This window comes from Arthrobacter sp. ok909, from assembly GCF_900104405.1.
GTDB lineage: Bacteria > Actinomycetota > Actinomycetes > Actinomycetales > Micrococcaceae > Arthrobacter > Arthrobacter humicola.
Window position 1 is genome coordinate 1 of record NZ_FNJS01000016.1, and the last position, 18,760, is coordinate 18,760.

An 18,760-nucleotide genomic window follows, 5' to 3' on the forward strand; every position below is an offset into this window, starting at 1 on the left:
GGTCAGAACTTCTGGTCCTCCAGGGGACCGAAGCCCTTGCCGCGGAGGCCGGTGGAAAATGCACGGAACCAGTCGGCGAGGCCGCGGACGTCGCCGCTGCGCAGGAAGTAGCCGAGGTAGCCGCCCACGTCCGCGATCAAGGACTTGACCCGGAAATGGCGGCGGATCATGTAGCCGCGGTTCCGGTAGTAGAAGTAGCGCTTGAAGGCGGAGTCCGGAACGATCACGTGCCACCGGGCGCCGAAGACGTGCTTGGTTTCGGAAAACGCGTGCGGGTGGGTGATGGCGGCGGTGGTGACCGTGCCGAAGCGGATGCCGGCCTTCCGCAGCCGCAGCGTGAAGTCCACCTCGTCGCCGCGGATGAACAGGCGCATGTCCGGCAGGCCCACCTTGAAGAAGACATCGGAACGGATCAGGGCGCCGTTGAAGAAGTGCCCGTCGCCGGGCAGGAACCCGACCTTCTCCACGTCCGCGCGCTCGTGCGTGACCTTGCCGTTGAGGCGGAAGAAGAAGGACAACTGCTCCGGGTGTCCGGGGGCCAGCACGAGCGGGACCACGGCGTCCAGGCCGCGGTCCTGCGCTTCGCGGAGCAGCGTGGCGAGGCATTCCGGGTCGGCGGGCTCGGCGTCGTCGTCCATCATCCAGATCCAGTCAGCCCCGCTGGCCACGGCCTTGAGGATGGCCAGCGAAAAACCGCCGGCGCCGCCAAGGTTGGCCTGGGACCGGACATAGTCCACGTTGGCGTGCCGGTCCGCGACATCCTTGGAGGGCACGGTGCCGCTGTCGACGAGGCAAATGGAGCGCACCGCAGCGGTCTGGCTGTTGATGGCATCCAGCAGGACTGCCAGCTCCCGGGGACGGTCAAACGTCACGGCAGCGACTGCAACCGAGGGGGTCATCGCGGGGTCCTTTCAGCACGACCGTCAGTGGTTTTCCCGCCGGCGGAGGGCCGTGTGACGCGAAGACAGGTGGCCGTTGGCATTAGTATCTTGACTAGAGTCCACTGTAATACAGCCCTGTCAGGCACTACGCACTGCCTGCCCTGTGCACGGCGACGGAGAAGTTTCATTTTTCGAACGACAGTTCCACGGCAATTGAATTCACCCCATATCCGCAGCTCACCGGTGCCTCCGGTGCTGCGGAGCATGCCGCCGTGTCATGCCTTCGCCTGTGATTGTGCCGATGGCTCAGGACTGGTGGTCTTCCCGTGATCATGTATCTGCTCATGATGCTGACGGCAGCGATCGTGAGCTACGCGGCCACATGGGGTGCCCGGCTTGTGGGCAACAAACTGGAACTTTATTCACCGATCCGTAGCCGCGACATGCACTCCAGGCCGATATCCAGGCTCGGCGGCCTCGGCATCTTCGCAGGCGTCCTGGTGGCCCTGGTCACAGCGAGCACATCGTTCTTCGTCAAGGACATTTTCCGCAACAACACCGCGCCCTGGGGGATCCTTGCCGGGGCCACCGTGATCGTGCTGGTCGGCGTCGCGGATGATCTGCTGGATCTGCGATGGTGGGTCAAACTGATCGGCCAAAGCGCCGCGGCACTGGTCGTGGCCATCTGGGGAGTCCGGATGACGATCATCCCGTTCATCCCGGAACCGTTCGTGATTCAGAACGAGGCCGTGAGCATCGTCCTGACTGCCGGGCTGATCGTGACCACCATGAACGCGTTCAACTTCATCGACGGACTGGACGGCCTCGCCGCGGGAGTGGCGATCATCGGGGGAGCGGCCTTCTTCCTCACGGCCTACTGGGTCCACCGGACCGCCGTCCTGCTGGACCGCTCGGACCTGGCCACCCTCCTGACGGCCATTGTGGTGGGCAGCTGCGTCGGCTTCCTGCCGCATAACTGGTTTCCCTCGAAGATCTTCATGGGTGATTCCGGGGCCATGCTGATCGGCCTGCTCATGGCATCGGCCGGCGTCGTGTCCACCGGTCAGATCAGCTCCGGGCTCTACGACCGGGCTAACGGCATTCCCACGGTCATCCCGATCCTCCTGCCGTTCGCCGTGCTGTTCCTGCCGCTCCTGGACCTGTGCCTGGCTGTCGTGCGGCGGACCGCGCTGGGCCGCTCGCCCTGGTCGGCGGACCGAGGGCACCTGCACCACAAACTCCTCGACATCGGCTACTCGCACCGCAGCGCCGTGGTGCTCATGTACCTGTGGACCAGCATCCTGGCCTTCGGCGGCCTCGCGTTCGCGATCTTCCCGTGGCACATAGTCCTGGCCGTCGATCTGGCGGCCGCCGCAATCATGGCCGTGGTGACCGCCTGGCCGTATCTGCGGCAGCGGGGGCCGGGGCAGATCGCCGGCACGCCGGAGTAGCATGCTCCGGCGCTTTTCCGAATAATTTCTATCTAATGTAGAATTCAGGGGCGGTACTTCGCCGCTCACCAAGACCTTCACCACGCACGCGACGATTGGGATCTGATGACCTCCAACGCCGAACCGGGACCCGCTTCCGGCAACGGACCCGTTGGTGTCTCCGGCCCCACAAAGTCCCTGTGGCTGAGACTGCTGGCCATGAGTTCGGCCGTCTCCGCCGTCGCCCTGCTGATGACCGGCGTCACCGCCTTCTTCTTCAACGGCGCCGTGGGATTCTGGTCCGCCCTCTTCGGAGGAGCCCTGGTGATGGCATTCTTTGCCATCAGCCTCGCGGTGGGCCACTTCGTCGGCCGCAACAACCCCTCCGGAGCCATCGGACTGTTCGTCGCGACGTATTTCGTCAAGGTCGTCGGCTTTGCCGTGGTCCTCTTCGTTATCGGTGCCCCCGCCTGGCTGCACGGCCGCTGGTTCCTGATCGGCGCCGTCGTGACCGTGGTGTTTTGGCAGGCGACCGAGATTTACGGTTTCAGCAAGGCCAGGCTCCAGATTTACAGCGATCCAGAACCCCGGAAAGGCGGCACGGATGTTTAGCCGCAAAACGGGCCGAAGGCCAGTTACCGGACCGATCAATAAGGTCGCCAAAACACCCAAAACCACGGCCGGTGCCCCCGGTGTATCCACGGACGGCAGCGACGGCGGATACAACGCCGGGATCGCCGTCTTTAGCTACATTGTTGGCGGAATCATCGTCTGGAGTTTGATAGGGTGGGGACTGGATAATCTGTGGGGAACCCGCTGGATTGTGCTCGCAGGCGCTCTGCTTGGAGCTGCGGGAGGGTTCTATCTTTCTCATATGCACGGCCTCACCAGTAACAGAACTTCAGCTGATGACGGCAATGCTGCACGTGGCCCGTCCCAGGACGAGGAACAGTAATGCCAAATAATTTCACAGGGGGAGAGGCGGGCAGCAATGTCGCCGGTCCCCGCCCAACGCCCAATGATGGACACTGCAGAGAGGAAACGCGTTGATCGCGCTTGCGCTCCCGGCCCAAGATTCTGGAACCTTCACGCCTCCTGGAATTGAAGAACTTCACCTGCCGGCTATCATCCCGTGGGGTGCAGCCGAAGGATTTTCCAAGCAGATGCTGCTGGTAATCCTGTCGGTTGTCATTATCGCTACATTCTTTGTGATCGCTGCGCGGAAGCAGCAGCTCGTTCCCGGCAAGCTGCAGTTCGCAGGCGAGGCCGCCTACAGCTTCGTCCGCAACGGCATCGCCAAGGACATCATCGGCGGCAGGGACTTCATGAAGTACGTCCCGCTGCTGTTCAGCCTGTTCTTCTTCATCCTGGTGAACAACATCTACGGTGCAATCCCGGTGATCCAGCTTCCGACCTTCTCGCACGTCGGCGGCGCCTACGTGATGGCAGCGATCGTCTATGTCACCTGGATCGCGATCGGCATCAAGAAGAACGGCCTGAAGTACTTCAAGCTGGCGACGGTTCCTTCCGGTGTCCCGTTCTACATTCTCCCAATCGTCGTCCCGATCGAGATCATCTCCAACTTCCTGGTCCGCCCGGTCACGCACAGCCTCCGTCTGTTCGCCACCATGCTGGCCGGCCACTTGATCGTGATGATCTCCGGTGCGGGCATTGAATTCCTCGTGATGCAGGAAAATGTTCTCCTCAAGGGCGCGTCCGCACTCGTCCTTGCAGGTGCCATCGCCATGTACATGCTCGAAGCACTGATCATGGTGCTGCAGGCCTACGTCTTCACGCTGCTGACCGCGATCTACATCGAAGGCGCGCTGCACGCCGACAGCCACTAGGCAAAGAGCCGCACGGCAGACGCCGAAAAGGCGCAGCGCCTGCGGCACAAAAAAGACTTCCCTTCACGGGGATGAAGCAACCCAAACAACCTGCCACTTGAGTGGCATCTTGAAAGGAAAAAAATGAACGGCACCATCAACGGCTCCCTCAACCTCATCGGCTACGGCCTCTCCGCCATCGGCGGTGGTATCGGTGTGGGTCTCGTGTTCGCTGCCTACATCAACGGTGTGGCACGCCAGCCGGAAGCCCAGCGCGTCCTGCAGCCGATCGCATTCCTCGGCCTCGCGCTGACTGAAGCCCTCGCCATCCTCGGCCTGGTCTTCGCGTTCGTTCTCAAGTAAACAGAACAACCGAACATCCAGAACCGAGTAGATAAGGACGGGTGAAATATGAATCAAACGATCATCTCAGCCGCCACCGAAGGCGGTACTAACCCCCTCGTTCCCAATCCTTGGGAGATGCTTGTCGTCTTCGCCGGCTTTGCTGTCCTCATGTACATCGTGGTCAAGTACGTTGTCCCGATGTTCGAGAAGACCTTCGCAGAGCGGGCCGAGGCCATCGAGGGTGGCATCGCCAGGGCTGAAAAGGCCCAGGCCGAGGCCTCCGCAGCACTCGAAGAGTACAAGCAGCAGCTGACGGAAGCCCGCACGGAAGCCAACCGCATCCGTGAGGAAGCACGCGGCGAAGGTGCCCAGATCCTGGCGGAGCTGAAGGAAAAGGCCGCTGCCGAGTCTGCCCGCATCACCGCACAGGCCCACGCCCAGATCGAATCCGAGCGCCAGGCGGCCGTTGTGTCCCTGCGCGCGGAGGTCGGCACGCTGGCCACGACGCTGGCGAGCCGCATCGTCGGCGAGGCACTGAGCGACGACGCACGGTCGGCCCGCGTGGTGGACCGCTTCCTGGCAGATCTGGAGAACCAGAACGCGGGTGTAGCTAAGTAATGGCAGGTGTATCGAGCGAATCGCTGGCCTCTGCGCTGGCGGCACTGGAAGCCAAGCTTCCCTCCGCGTCGCTGCAGTTGGCAGAAGAACTCTTCGGCATCCTGGGTACGGTGGACAGCTCGGCTGGCTTGCGCCGCGCCCTGACTGACCCGTCCCGCAGCGGTGACGAAAAGTCGGCGCTGGTCAAGCAGCTCTTCGGAGGAAAAGTATCCGCCGACGCTGTTGAGATCGCGGGCGGACTGGCCAGCTCCCGCTGGGCATCTGCACGGGATATCGGCGATGCACTCGAGACTCTTGCCGCTTCGGTGGTCATCGCTGTTGCCGAGAATAAGTCGGCAGTCTCTGCCTCCGGACTCACCGGACTGGAATCGCTGGAGAACGATCTGTTCGCCTTCAACCATTCCGTCGAGTCCAGCCACGAGGTCCAGCGCGCTCTGTCCGAGCCGCAGGCCAGCCCGGCCGCCAAGGTGACCCTCGCCGAGAAGCTCGTACCTGGTGCGAGCAAGGAAGCGAAGGTCCTGATCGGACAGGCCGTCACGGCTCCGCGTGGTCTCAAGGTCACCAGGCTCGTTGGCCGCTTCGCCGAGCTTGCCGCCAAGCGCCAGCAGCGCTGGATTGCAACGGTCAGCATCACCCGTCCGCTGACGGAGACCCAGACCAGTCGCCTGCAGGTGGGGCTGAATGCCCTCTACGGGCGCGAGCTCAAGATCAACATGAACGTTGACCCGGCACTCATCGGCGGGATCCGGATCCAGGTGGGGGATGAAGTGGTTGACGCTTCTGTCCTCGGCCGATTGGGTGAACTCCAGCGTCAGCTTGCTTAGCTAGCCGGACAAGCACAACCTAACGACAAGAAACCCCGGTCATCGTGAGCAACGATGATCACGAAAACAGGAGAGCAGGGACTGCAGATGGCCGAATTGACCATCAACGCCGACGACGTCCGTATTGCGTTGAACGAGTTCGCGGCGTCCTACGAACCCGGAAACGCAGAGCGCGTAGAGGTCGGCCGTGTAACAACCGCAGGTGACGGCATCGCCCGTGTTGAGGGCCTTCCCTCGGTCATGGCGAACGAGCTGCTTCGCTTCGAAGACGGCACCCTGGGCCTGGCCCAGAACCTCGATGTCCGCGAAATCGGCGTCATCGTCCTCGGTGACTTCACCGGAATCGAAGAAGGCCAGGAAGTGCACCGCACCGGACAGGTTCTGTCTGTACCGGTCGGCGACGCCTTCCTCGGCCGCGTGGTTGACCCGCTGGGCCAGCCCATCGATGACCTCGGCGAGATCAAGGCCGAGACCACCCGTGCCCTGGAACTCCAGGCGCCCGGCGTGACCCAGCGTAAGTCGGTTCACGAGCCGATGCAGACCGGCCTGAAGGCCATCGACGCGATGATCCCGATTGGCCGCGGCCAGCGTCAGCTCATCATCGGTGACCGCCAGACCGGCAAGTCGGCAATCGCGATCGACACGATCATCAACCAGAAGGCCAACTGGGCTTCCGGCGATGTCACCAAGCAGGTCCGCTGCATCTACGTCGCCATCGGTCAGAAGGCGTCCACGATCGCGGCCGTCCGTCAGACCCTTGAGGACAACGGCGCCCTGGAATACACCACGATTGTGGCTTCCCCCGCGTCCGACCCGGCAGGCTTCAAGTACCTGGCACCGTACGCCGGCTCGGCGATCGGCCAGCACTGGATGTACGGCGGCAAGCACGTCCTCATCGTGTTCGATGACCTGTCCAAGCAGGCCGAGGCCTACCGTGCAGTGTCACTACTGCTGCGCCGCCCGCCGGGACGCGAAGCCTACCCGGGCGACGTCTTCTACTTGCACTCCCGTCTGCTGGAGCGTTGTGCCAAGCTCTCCGACGAGCTCGGTGCAGGCTCGATGACCGGCCTGCCGCTGATCGAGACCAAGGCGAACGACGTTTCCGCCTACATCCCGACCAACGTGATCTCCATCACCGATGGCCAAATCTTCCTGCAGTCGGACCTCTTCAACGCCAACCAGCGCCCCGCTGTCGACGTCGGTGTGTCCGTCTCCCGCGTCGGTGGCGCCGCCCAGGTCAAGTCCATGAAGAAGGTCTCCGGTACCTTGAAGCTGGAACTGGCCCAGTACCGCGACATGCAGGCCTTCGCCATGTTTGCCTCGGACCTCGACGCAGCATCGCGCCAGCAGCTGACCCGCGGTGCACGCCTGATGGAACTGCTCAAGCAGGGCCAGTACTCGCCGTTCCCGGTCGAGAACCAGGTCGTCTCCATCTGGGCCGGCACCAACGGCTACCTCGACGACGTTCCGGTTGAAGACATCAACCGCTTCGAGACCGAGTTCCTGGAGCACCTCAAGCACAAGTCCTCCATCCTGACGACCCTGGCTCAGACCAACGTCATGGACGATGACACCGCAGAAGCACTGAAGACCGCGATCGTGGACTTCAAGAAGGGCTTCTTCGGCGAGGGAGACAACCTCCTGGTCGGTGCGGGGCACGAGGAGCACGCCCCCATCGGCGAGGATCAGGTCGACCAGGAAAAAATCGTCAAGCAGAAGCGCTAGTTTCGCTGGCAGGGACTGCCGGGACCCGCACGGGTTCCGGCAGTCCCGGCCATCGGGATCTTAGGAAAGGATAAGTATGGGAGCCCAGATCCGGGTCTACCGCCAGAAGATCAGCTCGACGACGTCGATGCGCAAGATCTTCAAGGCGATGGAACTGATCGCTACCTCGCGCATCGGCAAGGCCCGCGCACGCGTAGCAGCTTCACTGCCTTACGCAAACGCGATCACGCGTGCCGTTTCTGCTGTCGCAAGCCAGAGCGAAATCGACCACCCGCTGGTCACCGAGCCGGCGCAGATCCGCCGGGCCGCCGTCCTGGTTATCACCTCGGACCGTGGCCTCGCAGGATCGTACTCGGCGAGCGTCCTTAAGCAGGCCGAAGGCCTCAACGAGCTGCTGCACGAGGAAGGCAAGGAAGTCAAGACATTCCTGGTCGGCCGCAAGGGGCAGGCGTACTTCGACTTCCGGAACCGTCCGTACCACCGCGTATGGACCGGCAACACGGATGCACCGGAGTTCGCGACCGCTCGGGAAGTCAGCGAAGCACTGCTGGCTGACTTCGCCGCCGCCTACGAAGAGGGCGGCGTCGACGAAATCCACGTCGTCTACACCCGCTTCAAGTCGATGGTGACCCAGGAGCCGACGGTCGTCCGTCTGCTGCCGCTCGAAGTTGTCGAAGAGACGGCCGCGTCCGAATCGGACCTGCTGCCCCTCTACGAGTTCGAGCCGGAAACGGAGCAGGTTCTCGATGCCCTGCTGCCGCGCTACATCGAATCACGTATCTTCGCCGCCATGTTGCAGGCAGCGGCTTCCGAGCTCGCAGCCCGCCAGCGGGCGATGAAGTCCGCCGGCGACAATGCGACGGACCTCATCAAGAAGTACACGCGTCTGCGCAACACTGCCCGCCAGGCTGAAATTACGCAGGAGCTTTCCGAAATCGTGGCCGGCGCCGACGCGTTGAACGCGTCCTAGCCAGCCCGGGTCCGGACCCAGCTGTACCTGCACCAAAAGATAAACTTAACCCCACGCCATCTACTGAGTGAAGTGAGAGAGATGACTGCCACTGCTACCGAACACGTAGCCGCAACGTCCGGTGCTACCGGCCGTATTGCACGTGTTATTGGCCCGGTTGTCGACGTCGAATTCCCGGCTGACGCAATCCCCTCGATTTACCACGCACTCACCACCGAGATCACTCTCAACGGTGAGACCAAGACCATCACCTTTGAGGTTGCCCTGCACCTGGGCGACAACCTCATCCGTGCCATCTCCCTCCAGGCCACCGACGGACTTGTCCGCGGTACCAGCGTGGTGGACACCGGTGCCCCGATCTCCGTGCCCGTGGGCGACGGCGTCAAGGGACACATCTTCAACGTGCTGGGCCAGCCCCTCGACGTTGCCGAGTCCGAACTCCAGATCACCGAACGCTGGCCGATCCACCGCAAGGCTCCCGCCTTCGCGACCCTGGAAGGCTCCACCGAGATGCTGGAAACCGGCATCAAGGTGATCGACCTCCTCACCCCGTACATCAAGGGTGGCAAGATCGGTCTGTTCGGTGGTGCCGGCGTCGGCAAGACCGTGCTGATCCAGGAAATGATCACCCGTGTTGCCCGCAACTTCGGCGGCACCTCGGTGTTCGCCGGTGTCGGCGAGCGTACCCGTGAAGGTAACGACCTCTGGGTTGAAATGGAAGAGGCAGGCGTCCTCAAGGACACCGCCCTTGTATTCGGCCAGATGGACGAGCCGCCGGGAACGCGTCTGCGCGTGGCCCTGTCCGCCCTGACCATGGCGGAGTACTTCCGCGATGTGCAGAACCAGGACGTGCTGCTCTTCATCGACAACATCTTCCGCTTCACCCAGGCAGGTTCCGAGGTTTCCACCCTCCTTGGCCGCATGCCTTCGGCCGTGGGCTACCAGCCCAACCTGGCTGACGAGATGGGTCTCCTCCAGGAGCGCATCACGTCCACCAAGGGCCACTCCATCACCTCGATGCAGGCCATCTACGTTCCCGCAGATGACTACACCGACCCGGCTCCGGCCACGACCTTCGCACACCTCGACGCGACCACGGAACTTTCCCGTGAAATCGCCTCCCGTGGTCTGTACCCGGCCGTTGACCCGCTGACGTCGACCTCCCGCATCCTGGATCCGCAGTACATCGGCCACGACCACTACAACACGGCCGTCCGCGTCAAGCAGATCCTGCAGAAGAACAAGGAACTTCAGGACATCATCGCCATCCTCGGCGTTGACGAACTCTCTGAAGAAGACAAGATCGTCGTGTCGCGTGCACGCCGCATCCAGCAGTTCCTCTCGCAGAACACCTACACCGCCAAGCAGTTCACCGGCGTCGAAGGCTCCACCGTGTCCATCAAGGACACCGTTGAAGGCTTCACCGCGATCTGCGACGGCGACCTCGACCACGTAGCAGAGCAGGCGTTCTTCAACGTCGGCGGCCTGGACGACGTCGAGCGCCAGTGGGCCAAGATCCAGGAACAGACCAAGTAATATGGCTGAGCTTGAGGTTGAGATTGTCGCAGCGGACCACTTCGTGTGGTCCGGAGCGGCCAAGATGGTCAAGGCCCGCACCAGCGATGGTGAAATCGGAATCCTGCCCGGCCACTCGCCCCTGCTGGCGATTCTGGCCGAAGGTGAACTGGCAATCGAGCCGGTGTCCGGTGACCGCATCTCTGTAGTTGTTGATGGCGGGTTCTTCTCCGTCGACAACAACAGGGTGGTCATTGTTGCTGACAACGCCCAAATGGGCGAAGCGGCTACTGCGGGGATCCGCTAGCACGACCTTGATGAACGATATTGGTTTGCCGTTCATCGTCCTGGCAACTGCGTTTGCGTTGCTGGTCTTTGCACTGTGTCTTTCGGGGGTGCGCCGCTTCAATCTGCGGCGTGCCCTCGGCACGGTGGACGCCTCCATCTGCACGGCTGGAAAAAGCTGGCAGATGGGGGTTTGTCGTTATCAGGACAACGAGCTCGAGTGGTTCCGGCTGGTCTCACTGAGTGTCCGTCCCAAGCACACCTTCCGGCGCAGCTCCCTGGAGCTGCTGGGCCGGCGCAAGCCCACCGAATCAGAGCTCCTCAAGGTCCAGCCTGACGCCGTGATCGTGGAGCTCCGCTACGAAGGCCAGGAGGTCCTTCTTGCGATGCGGTTCGACGCCTACACGGGATTGTCTTCCTGGCTTGAGGCCGGACCGGTCATCGGCGTCGGCACCTGGCGCTAGCGCCTGTGGACGCATCATGGCTGGGCGTCTGGAAGCAGGGCGTGCGCCGGACGCTGGCGCATTTCCGGGCGGTACCGTTCACTCTGACGGTCCTCGCGGCCTTCCTGGCCATCGGGGCGCTCACGGGCAGCTTCCTGTCCGGGGCGCCGCACGCGTTGCTGCCCATTGTGTCCGTCAGCGCCCCGGGCCTGAAGGCAGGGCACTGGTGGTCGCTGTTCACCTCCCTGTTCTTCGCCAGCAATCTGCTGGCCTACCTCGCCGCGTCGCTCATGATCCTGCTGCTGCTGGGCCTCGCCGAGCGGCACCTGGGCACGCTCCGGACGGCCGTGTTCTTCTTCGTCGGCCAGTTCGCGGCGGTGACCCTGTTCCTGCTGATCACGCAGCTTGCCCGCTACCTCGGCGACGGCTGGCTGGGCCTCATGGTCAGTGCCCGGCTGATCGGCCCCTACGCGGCCGTCCTCGCCGTCGTCCTGGCGGCCAGCGGGCTTCTGCCGACGCTATGGCAACGGCGCCTGCGGACCGCCGTCGTGTCCGTCTCCCTGCTGCTGGTGCTTTATGTGGGCCATGCGGAGACCGTGGTGGGGCTCTGCGGGGCACTCGCCGGCCTGGCCGCGGGCTGGTGGATCCAGGGCGACCGGGGCACGCTGCACCGCCACCGTTCAACGGGACGGGAAACGCGGAACCTGCTGGCCCTCACGGTGACCATCTTCGCGGTGGGACCGATCCTTACTGCCGTTGTCAGCAGCCCCACCGGGCCCCTCGCCTTGTTGCGCGACGTCGTGCTGAACCCGTTGCCCACGCTGAGCCAGCTGGAAGAAAACTGCGGCGGTACCGTTGACGTCAACTGCCTGGAGGCCGGCCGCGCCGGTTTCGCCGGTCCGCTCGGCCTCGCGCTGGCGGTCGTCCCGGTGGTCCTCCTGCTGATCTGCGCGGACGGCATGCGGCAGGGCCGCCGGCTTGCCCTGCGGATCGCCATCATTGTCCAGCTGGGGGTGACGGCCCTCGCCGCTGTGTACCTCGCCCTGTTCGCCCGCATTCCGCACTATCCCAACGGGCCCCGCCCGGCCGTCATGGGCTCAGGCTTCGTCCACGTCCTCCCGCTCGTGGCCGTTCCGCTGCTGGTCGTGGTGCTGCTCTGGTTCAACCGGCGGCAATTCAGGGTGGAGACGGCTCCGCTGGCCCGGCGGACCCTGGGGCTGGTGGTCGGCGGCACGTGGCTGGCGCTCACCGGCGCCTACACGGGGGCGTGGCTGGCGGCCGGCGGGATGGACCGCGACGGCGGACCGCTGGGCCTGGTGGCGGAACTGGCCCGGCAGTACCTGCCGCTGCCCATTCCGGGCGCCTACAGCCGGCTGTTCCAGAACCGCAACGCCGTCGAGGCCTTCTTGTTCGCCTATGCCGGCATCATCTTCTGGGGCGTAGCCCTCGCCGCGGTCTGGCTGGTCCTGCGGCGGCGGCTTCACGGTACCGGGATGACCGGTACCGACGTCGGCTCCGGGGACCGGGACACGGCCCGTGAGCTCATCCGCCAGGGCGGCGACTCACTGTCCTGGATGGCGCTCTGGGAACCGAACAAATACTGGTTCACGCCGGACCGTCGCGGCGGGATCGCCTACCAGCAGCACGGCAACATTGCCCTGACGCTGGCCGGACCGTTCGGACCCGCGGCGCTCCATCAGGAGACCGCGGCCGGCTTCATGCGTTACTGCGCCGAAAACGCCCTGATCCCGTGCTTCTACTCCTGCACCGACGGACTCTGGCCGATGCTCAGTGCCCGGGGCTTCCGCAGGGTGGCCGTGGCCCAGGAAACCAGGCTTGCGGTGCGCGAACTCGAGTTCAAAGGCAAGCAATGGCAGAACGTCCGCACAGCCCTGAACCGTGCCGCGAAGACCGGCGTCCGCGCCGTCTGGGGCCGCTACAGCGGGTTTCCGGCCCCGCTGCGCGCCCAGCTCAGCGAGGTCTCCGAAGAATGGGCGGCTCAAAAGCACGTCCCCGAAATGGGTTTTACGCTCGGCAGCATGGACGAGCTCGACGACGACGACGTGCTCTGCTGCCTGGCCGTGGACTCCGCGGGACGGGTGCACGGCGTCACGAGCTGGCTGCCGGTTTTCGAGGACGGGCGGATCGTGAGCTGGACCCTGGACTTCATGCGCCGGCGCGGGGACGCTTTCCCCGGCGTCATGGAGTTCCTCATCGCCTCCGCCGTCCGGGAGCTCAAGCGCACCGTGGAGGTCATCTCCCTGTCCGGCTCACCGCTGGCCAAGGACCGCTCCGGAGACGATGCGCGGGAGCGCGAAGGCGACGACGGTGGCGGTGCCTTGGGCGGCGGCCGCGGGGGAGGAAACGCGGGGGACGGCGACGGGGCGCCGGGCGCCGGCGGACAAGGCGACGCGGGACCGGAGGGCCTGGCCGGAATCCTCGACGTCGTGGGCCGGGCCCTGGAGCCGATCTACGGCTTCCGTTCGCTGGCAACCTTCAAGTCGCGCTTCAAACCGGACTACCGCACGCTGTACCTGTACTACCAGGATCCGCTGCAGCTGCCCGCGATGGGCCGGGCCCTGAGCCGGGCTTACCTTCCCGGGTTGTCCGTCCGGCAGAGCGCACGCCTGCTGCGGACCCTGGTGCGGTAGTTGCCGCGTTGTGTGTCCCCGACCGCAGAACTCGGACTAATGTCTGAGCTAGACTGGCCTGCCGCGGCTCGGACCCGGGTTTTCAGCAGTGCCGAATTAGCAGTGCCGAATTAGTAGTGCCGAATTGACGAGGATGAGGTATTTACATGGCCGAGGAAATTGATGTCGTAGTTATCGGGATGGGCCCGGGCGGTGAGGCCGCCGCCGGGGAACTGGCAGAAGCGGGCCTCTCGGTGGTGGGAATCGAAGGACGCCTGGTCGGCGGGGAATGCCCCTACTACGGCTGCATTCCGAGCAAGATGATGATCCGGGCCGGTAACTCCCTGGCAGAGGGGCGAAGGGTCCGCGGCCTCGCCGGGGAGACAGACGTCCGCCCCGATTGGGTGCCGGTGGCGGATCGGATCCGCTCCGAGGCGACCGATGACTGGGACGACACTGTCGCCGTCGACCGCTTCACCGGCAAAGGCGGCCGCTTTGTCCGCGGCCGGGGCCGAATCGTCGGACCGCGGACTGTCAGCGCCGCCGGCCAGGAGTTCGCCGCCCGCCGTGCCATTGTGGTCAATACCGGTACGGAACCGATGATTCCTCCGATCCCGGGGCTGGCCGACGTGCCCTACTGGACAAACCGGGAGGCAATCGCCGCCGCCGAGGTCCCGGAATCCCTCATCGTTATCGGGGGAGGAGCCATCGGCGCGGAACTGGCGCAGGCATTCGCGCGATTCGGTAGCCGGGTCACCGTTCTGGAAGCGGCACCGGGCCTGCTGCCCCCGGAAGAGCCCGAGGCCGGCAAGCTCCTCGGGGACGTGCTCCGCGAGGAGGGCATCGACGTCCATGTCGGGGCACGGATAGGAAACGTCCGGCACTCTGCCGGCACGTTCACGGTAGACCTCGGCGGTTTCACCATCAGCGCCGGCAGGCTTCTGGTCGCAACGGGCCGCACTACCGGTCTCGAATCCCTCGGCGTGGCTGCGCTGGGCCTGGACCCGGCTGCCCGGTTCCTTGACCCCGATGAGCACATGCTGATTGCCGACGGCGTCTACGCCATCGGGGACATCACGGGCAAGGGCGCCTTTACGCATATGTCCATGTACCAGGCAGCCATCGCCACGGCGCATATCCTTGGCCGCGACCTGGCCCCGGCCGAATACCACGCGGTTCCGCGGGTGACCTTCACCGACCCCGAGATCGGTTCCGTGGGCATCACCGAGGCCCAGGCACGGGGGAAGGGCCTGAGCGTGCGTGTCGGTTTCACGGACCTTTCCACCTCCGCCCGCGGCTGGATCCACAAGTCCGGCAACCAGGGCTTCATCAAGCTCGTCGAAGACTCCGACCGCGGCGTACTGGTCGGTGCGACGTCTGCGGGCCCTGCCGGAGGCGAGGTCTTGTCGGCCCTGACACTGGCCGTCCACGCCGGGATTCCGGTCAGCACGCTGCGGCGGATGATCTACGCCTATCCAACATTCCACCGCGCCATTGATGACGCGTTGGGCCGTCTTAAGTGAACCCGACGGCGTGTACCGATGACTGGTGAGCCCATTGCCAACTACGGGATGCTCTCTGATTGCCGCTCCGCCGCGCTTGTGAGCGCCGCGGGTTCCGTGGACTGGTTGTGTTTTCCGCGCTTTGACAGTCCGTCGGTGTTTGGCCGGATCCTGGGCGAGGACGCGGGATTCTGGTCGATCCGGCCAGTGGACGAGCACTCCTCGACCCGGCGCTACCTCGGGCCCACGATGGTGCTTGAGACGGTCCACACCACGGCCGACGGGACCGTGACGGTCACCGATGCCTTGGTACTGGGGGACGGGAACCGGGGCCACGAGCTCGGTGCGGGCGCGCCCGGAACGTTGCTGCGGCAGGTGGCCTGCCTCGACGGCGAAGTCGCGATGGAGGTAATTTTCGCACCCCGGCCGGAATACGGGCTGGTCCGGCCCCTCCTTGAGGCAACGGCCGGCGGCGTCTTAGTCCACGGCGGAGCCGATGTCCTGGCCTTCTCCACCCCGGTCCCCTTCGACCTGGATGCTGGCGAAGCGATGGCGAAGCCGGTTCTGCGCGCCGGAGATGTCCTGGGATTCGCGCTTCACCACGAGAATGCCGGGCCGGTACCGCCGGCGTTCTGGAGCCAGGGGGACATCGCGCGCCGGATTGAGGACACGCTGGAGGGCTGGGGCAGCTGGTCACAGATGCACCAGAGGTACGAGGGGCCGTGGCAGGACCTGGTCGCTTCCAGCGGCAGGGTCCTGCAGGCACTGACGTTCTATCCGACCGGTGCGATTGTCGCCGCCCCGACCACGTCCCTGCCCGAGGTCGCCGGCGGCACCCGGAACTGGGATTACCGGTACACCTGGATCCGGGATGCCAGCATGACCCTTCAGGCACTGTGGGTGGCCGCCTGCCCGGACGAGGCCGGAAGGTTTTTCCAGTTCCTCGCGGAGGCTGCCGCCGATCGGCTGACCGGCGGCGACGAGCTGCAGATCATGTACGGTATCGGCGGGGAACGCGACCTGTCCGAACGTGAACTCGCCCACCTTCCCGGCTGGCGCGACAGCGCCCCGGTGCGGGTGGGCAACGGCGCATGGAACCAGCGCCAGCTCGACGTCTATGGCGAACTCCTCGACGCCGCCGCCACACTCCCGGACTATCTCAACGACATGGCTCCCGGGACGCGGCAGTTCCTTGCCGACGCAGCCGACGCCGCCGCATCCCGCTGGCAGTCAAGGGACCAAGGGATCTGGGAAGTCCGTGGCGCTCCCCGTCACTACCTGCATTCGAAACTGATGTGCTGGGTGGCCGTGGACCGGGCCATCGCCCTCGCCAACGTCCTGGATGCCGAAGACAGGGTTCCACACTGGAATCAGACCCGGCAGCAGCTCGCCGATTCGATCCGCAGGAACGGCTGGAACGAGACCGCCGGCGCCTATACCCAGGCCTACGGCTCCGAAGATCTGGACGCGTCCGCGCTGATGCTCTCCATCGTCGGCTTTGTCCCCGCCGATGATCCCCGCATGCTGGCAACGATCGACGCCATCGAGAACCGGCTCACCGACAGCCGGGGCCTGGTATACCGGTATCAGGCCGGCGACGGGCTCTCCGGGGATGAGGGAACGTTCCTGCTGTGCACGTTCTGGCTGGCCCATGCCCTGGCACTTGCCGGACAGACCCGCCGCGCCCGCACCGTCTTCGAACGGGCTGCGGGATTCGCCACCGATCTGGGCCTGCTGGCCGAAGAGGTCGCGCCGGACAGCAACGAGCTGCTCGGAAACTTCCCGCAGGCCTTCAGCCATATCGGCCTCGTCAACGCCGTCTGGGCAATCCGTGCCGCCGAAGACAAAGACCGGCCTCCTGCCGCCGTCGACGGCGACGACGCCCTGTGACTCGTCCCTGACGGGTCCGCTTTCCGGGAATCCGGCGCCGTGCGGTCCTTCGGCCGAAATGATCTGCAGCTGCGTCTAAAAGCAGCGGGACGGAAAAACCACGGCGCCCAACAAAGCAGGGCGCCTAACAAAGCAGGGCGCCCAACAATGCAAAAAATGATCCCCGGCACTAATGCCGGGGACCATTTATTGCGGGAATTGCCGCAGCAGTTCCGTGCGGGAGACTAGACCAGCGTCACGCCGGTAGCCTGGGGGCCCTTGGCGCCCTGGCCGATCTCGAACTGAACGCGCTGGTTCTCGTCGAGGGTCTTGAAGCCGCCGGTCTGGATCTCGGAGTAGTGAACGAAGACATCGCCATCGGAGTCATCCGGGGTGATGAAGCCGAAGCCCTTTTCTGCGTTGAACCACTTGACGGTTCCCTGTGCCATTTGTTTCTCCTCATTGTGGATCTTGAATAAGTCCGGCGCACTTCACACCGGCCTTGGTCACTCTGCGAGAAGAACCTTGGCTTCGGGCCCGGATCCCGGACCGTGGCGGCAGGAGCTTCACGCTCGCAACATGTCTTGCGAGCATGAAAAAACACCTACACAAAGACTCGTATAAGAATTTCATGACACTTGCTTCAGGTCAACGGGCGCAAGCGAGAATTGCATAAATTTTGTGCAAAGAATCCCTTAACGCGAATCCGCGCCCGGAAAAGCCTGCCCGGGGCGTACTTAGAAGAGCCGGGACTCGCTGTCGTCAACGCCGCGCATGGCGTCGTAGTCCAGGGTGACGCAGTCAATTCCGCGGTCCTTGGCGAGGACCTTGGCCTGCGGCTTGATCTGCTGGGCCGCGAAGATCCCCCGGACCGGTGCCAGTAGCGGGTCCCGATTGAGCAGTTCCAGGTAGCGGGTTAGCTGTTCGACGCCGTCGATGTCACCGCGCCGCTTGAGCTCAATGGCCACGGTGGCGCCGTCGGCGTCCCGGGCGAGGATGTCCACCGGGCCGATCGCGGTGAAGTATTCGCGGCGAATCAGGGAGAACCCGGTCCCGAGCAGTTCAATCTGCGCAGCCAGCAGTCGCTGGAGGTCCGCCTCGACGCCGTCCTTGATCAGGCCGGGATCCTGGCCCAGTTCGTGGGAGGTGTCGTGCAGCTGCTCATGAATGTTGATGATGAGCCGGTCATCGGTCTTGGCGGACTGGACCGTCCACTGCTCGACGACGCCGACCTCGACGTCGACCTCGTCCGGGGTGGAGACCCGCAGCGAGGCAGGCGGGCTCATCCAGTTCAGCGGCTTGTAGGACCCGCCGTCGGAATGGACCAGGACCGAGCCGTCGGCCTTGACCAGCAACAGGCGGGTGGCCAGCGGGAGGTGGGCTTTGAGGCGGCCGACATAATCGACAGAGCAACGGGCTATGACTAAACGCACCCGGTCCACTCTACCGTCTGTGCCGGGGGAGCAGGGAGGCAGCCGGGCTGGGGCAGAATGGAACCATGCCGCGTTCCAACCGACCCCGTCGCACAGTGTCAGGAAAGACCGTGTCAGGAAAATCGGGCTCCGGCGCCAAACACGGAGCCAGGAACGGTCCGGCGCCGGAACTTGATCTGGAGCGGGCACGCTCGGGTTTTGCCCGCCGGGAGAGCGCGCCGGACGGCGAATGGATGGTCCGCTCCATCACCGCAAGCCGTGCCGAGAAGACCTACATCTGCCCCGGCTGCTCCACGGCCGTGCTGCCCGGGATCGCCCACCTGGTGGTCTGGTCCGATGATCACCTCTTTGGCGCCGCCGCTGGCCTAGCGGAGCGCCGGCACTGGCACAGCAACTGCTGGCGGTCACGGACGTACCGGTATCGCTAACGGGTAGGACAGGTATCGCTAACCGTTATCGCTAAG

Annotated in this window: 19 protein-coding genes; 16 read left to right on the plus strand and 3 right to left on the minus strand. The window is 64.6% G+C overall.

Going from position 1 to position 18,760, the window contains the following annotated elements; all coding sequences use genetic code 11:
• Positions 1 to 2: 2 nt before the first annotated feature.
• Positions 3 to 899 carry a glycosyltransferase gene (locus BLR03_RS13605; protein WP_091253387.1) on the minus strand — a complete coding sequence of 299 codons (897 nt, stop codon included), beginning with the start codon at positions 897 to 899 and terminating at the stop codon, positions 3 to 5.
• Between the two features lie 308 nt (positions 900 to 1,207).
• Between BLR03_RS13605 and BLR03_RS13610 the strand changes: the two genes are divergently transcribed.
• The 15 genes from BLR03_RS13610 (at position 1,208) to BLR03_RS13680 (ending at position 16,884) form a co-directional block, all read left to right on the plus strand.
• A complete protein-coding gene (locus tag BLR03_RS13610) occupies positions 1,208 to 2,332 on the plus strand; it encodes an MraY family glycosyltransferase (protein WP_091253389.1) in 1,125 nt (374 codons plus the stop codon).
• Between the two features lie 105 nt (positions 2,333 to 2,437).
• Positions 2,438 to 2,923, plus strand: a complete 486-nt coding sequence (locus tag BLR03_RS13615) for a Cg1360 family ATP-synthase-associated protein (RefSeq protein WP_091253391.1) — start codon at positions 2,438 to 2,440, stop codon at positions 2,921 to 2,923.
• On the plus strand, positions 2,916 to 3,266 hold the full coding sequence (locus BLR03_RS13620) for a hypothetical protein (RefSeq protein WP_254788479.1): 351 nt from the start codon (positions 2,916 to 2,918) through the stop codon (positions 3,264 to 3,266). The genes BLR03_RS13615 and BLR03_RS13620 overlap by 8 nt, the downstream gene beginning before the upstream one ends.
• 91 nt (positions 3,267 to 3,357) lie before the next feature.
• Positions 3,358 to 4,158, plus strand: a complete 801-nt coding sequence (gene atpB, locus BLR03_RS13625) for a F0F1 ATP synthase subunit A (RefSeq protein WP_091253392.1) — start codon at positions 3,358 to 3,360, stop codon at positions 4,156 to 4,158.
• 123 nt (positions 4,159 to 4,281) lie between these two features.
• On the plus strand, positions 4,282 to 4,500 hold the full coding sequence (atpE, locus tag BLR03_RS13630) for an ATP synthase F0 subunit C (protein WP_091253394.1): 219 nt from the start codon (positions 4,282 to 4,284) through the stop codon (positions 4,498 to 4,500).
• Positions 4,501 to 4,548: 48 nt separating this feature from the next.
• Positions 4,549 to 5,100 carry a F0F1 ATP synthase subunit B gene (locus BLR03_RS13635; protein ID WP_091253396.1) on the plus strand — a complete coding sequence of 184 codons (552 nt, stop codon included), beginning with the start codon at positions 4,549 to 4,551 and terminating at the stop codon, positions 5,098 to 5,100.
• Positions 5,100 to 5,924 carry a F0F1 ATP synthase subunit delta gene (locus BLR03_RS13640; RefSeq protein WP_091253398.1) on the plus strand — a complete coding sequence of 275 codons (825 nt, stop codon included), beginning with the start codon at positions 5,100 to 5,102 and terminating at the stop codon, positions 5,922 to 5,924. Before BLR03_RS13635 ends, BLR03_RS13640 begins: the two co-directional genes overlap by 1 nt.
• A gap of 87 nt (positions 5,925 to 6,011) precedes the next feature.
• The gene (gene atpA / locus BLR03_RS13645) at positions 6,012 to 7,649 is read left to right on the plus strand and encodes a F0F1 ATP synthase subunit alpha (protein WP_091253590.1); all 1,638 of its coding nucleotides are present in this window, start codon (positions 6,012 to 6,014) and stop codon (positions 7,647 to 7,649) included.
• A gap of 76 nt (positions 7,650 to 7,725) precedes the next feature.
• Positions 7,726 to 8,619, plus strand: a complete 894-nt coding sequence (locus BLR03_RS13650) for a F0F1 ATP synthase subunit gamma (RefSeq protein ID WP_091253400.1) — start codon at positions 7,726 to 7,728, stop codon at positions 8,617 to 8,619.
• Between the two features lie 81 nt (positions 8,620 to 8,700).
• Complete coding sequence (gene atpD, locus BLR03_RS13655) at positions 8,701 to 10,155, plus strand: F0F1 ATP synthase subunit beta (protein WP_091253402.1); 1,455 nt, start codon at positions 8,701 to 8,703, stop codon at positions 10,153 to 10,155.
• Between the two features lies 1 nt (position 10,156).
• The gene (locus BLR03_RS13660) at positions 10,157 to 10,441 is read left to right on the plus strand and encodes a F0F1 ATP synthase subunit epsilon (protein ID WP_091253404.1); all 285 of its coding nucleotides are present in this window, start codon (positions 10,157 to 10,159) and stop codon (positions 10,439 to 10,441) included.
• A gap of 10 nt (positions 10,442 to 10,451) precedes the next feature.
• Positions 10,452 to 10,883 (plus strand): DUF2550 domain-containing protein, encoded by a 432-nt coding sequence (locus tag BLR03_RS13665; protein ID WP_091253406.1) that lies wholly within the window; start codon positions 10,452 to 10,454, stop codon positions 10,881 to 10,883.
• A 5-nt stretch (positions 10,884 to 10,888) separates the two neighbouring features.
• Positions 10,889 to 13,513, plus strand: coding sequence for a bifunctional lysylphosphatidylglycerol flippase/synthetase MprF (locus BLR03_RS13670; protein ID WP_254788480.1), 2,625 nt, complete (start codon positions 10,889 to 10,891; stop codon positions 13,511 to 13,513).
• 146 nt (positions 13,514 to 13,659) lie between these two features.
• Positions 13,660 to 15,015: a dihydrolipoyl dehydrogenase family protein gene (locus BLR03_RS13675; RefSeq protein WP_091253410.1), complete on the plus strand. Its 1,356-nt coding sequence runs from the start codon at positions 13,660 to 13,662 to the stop codon at positions 15,013 to 15,015.
• Positions 15,016 to 15,033: 18 nt separating this feature from the next.
• Positions 15,034 to 16,884 carry a glycoside hydrolase family 15 protein gene (locus tag BLR03_RS13680; protein WP_091253412.1) on the plus strand — a complete coding sequence of 617 codons (1,851 nt, stop codon included), beginning with the start codon at positions 15,034 to 15,036 and terminating at the stop codon, positions 16,882 to 16,884.
• 224 nt (positions 16,885 to 17,108) lie between these two features.
• On the opposite strand, the gene BLR03_RS13685 is transcribed toward BLR03_RS13680, so the two are convergent.
• Both BLR03_RS13685 and nucS read right to left on the minus strand, forming a co-directional pair.
• Positions 17,109 to 17,312: a cold-shock protein gene (locus BLR03_RS13685; protein ID WP_011692441.1), complete on the minus strand. Its 204-nt coding sequence runs from the start codon at positions 17,310 to 17,312 to the stop codon at positions 17,109 to 17,111.
• A 288-nt stretch (positions 17,313 to 17,600) separates the two neighbouring features.
• Complete coding sequence (nucS, locus tag BLR03_RS13690) at positions 17,601 to 18,296, minus strand: endonuclease NucS (RefSeq protein WP_026266819.1); 696 nt, start codon at positions 18,294 to 18,296, stop codon at positions 17,601 to 17,603.
• A 65-nt stretch (positions 18,297 to 18,361) separates the two neighbouring features.
• Here nucS and BLR03_RS13695 point away from each other — a divergent pair, with 65 nt between their 5' ends.
• Positions 18,362 to 18,724, plus strand: a complete 363-nt coding sequence (locus BLR03_RS13695) for an ATP/GTP-binding protein (RefSeq protein ID WP_091253414.1) — start codon at positions 18,362 to 18,364, stop codon at positions 18,722 to 18,724.
• The last annotated feature ends 36 nt before the right edge of the window (positions 18,725 to 18,760 follow it).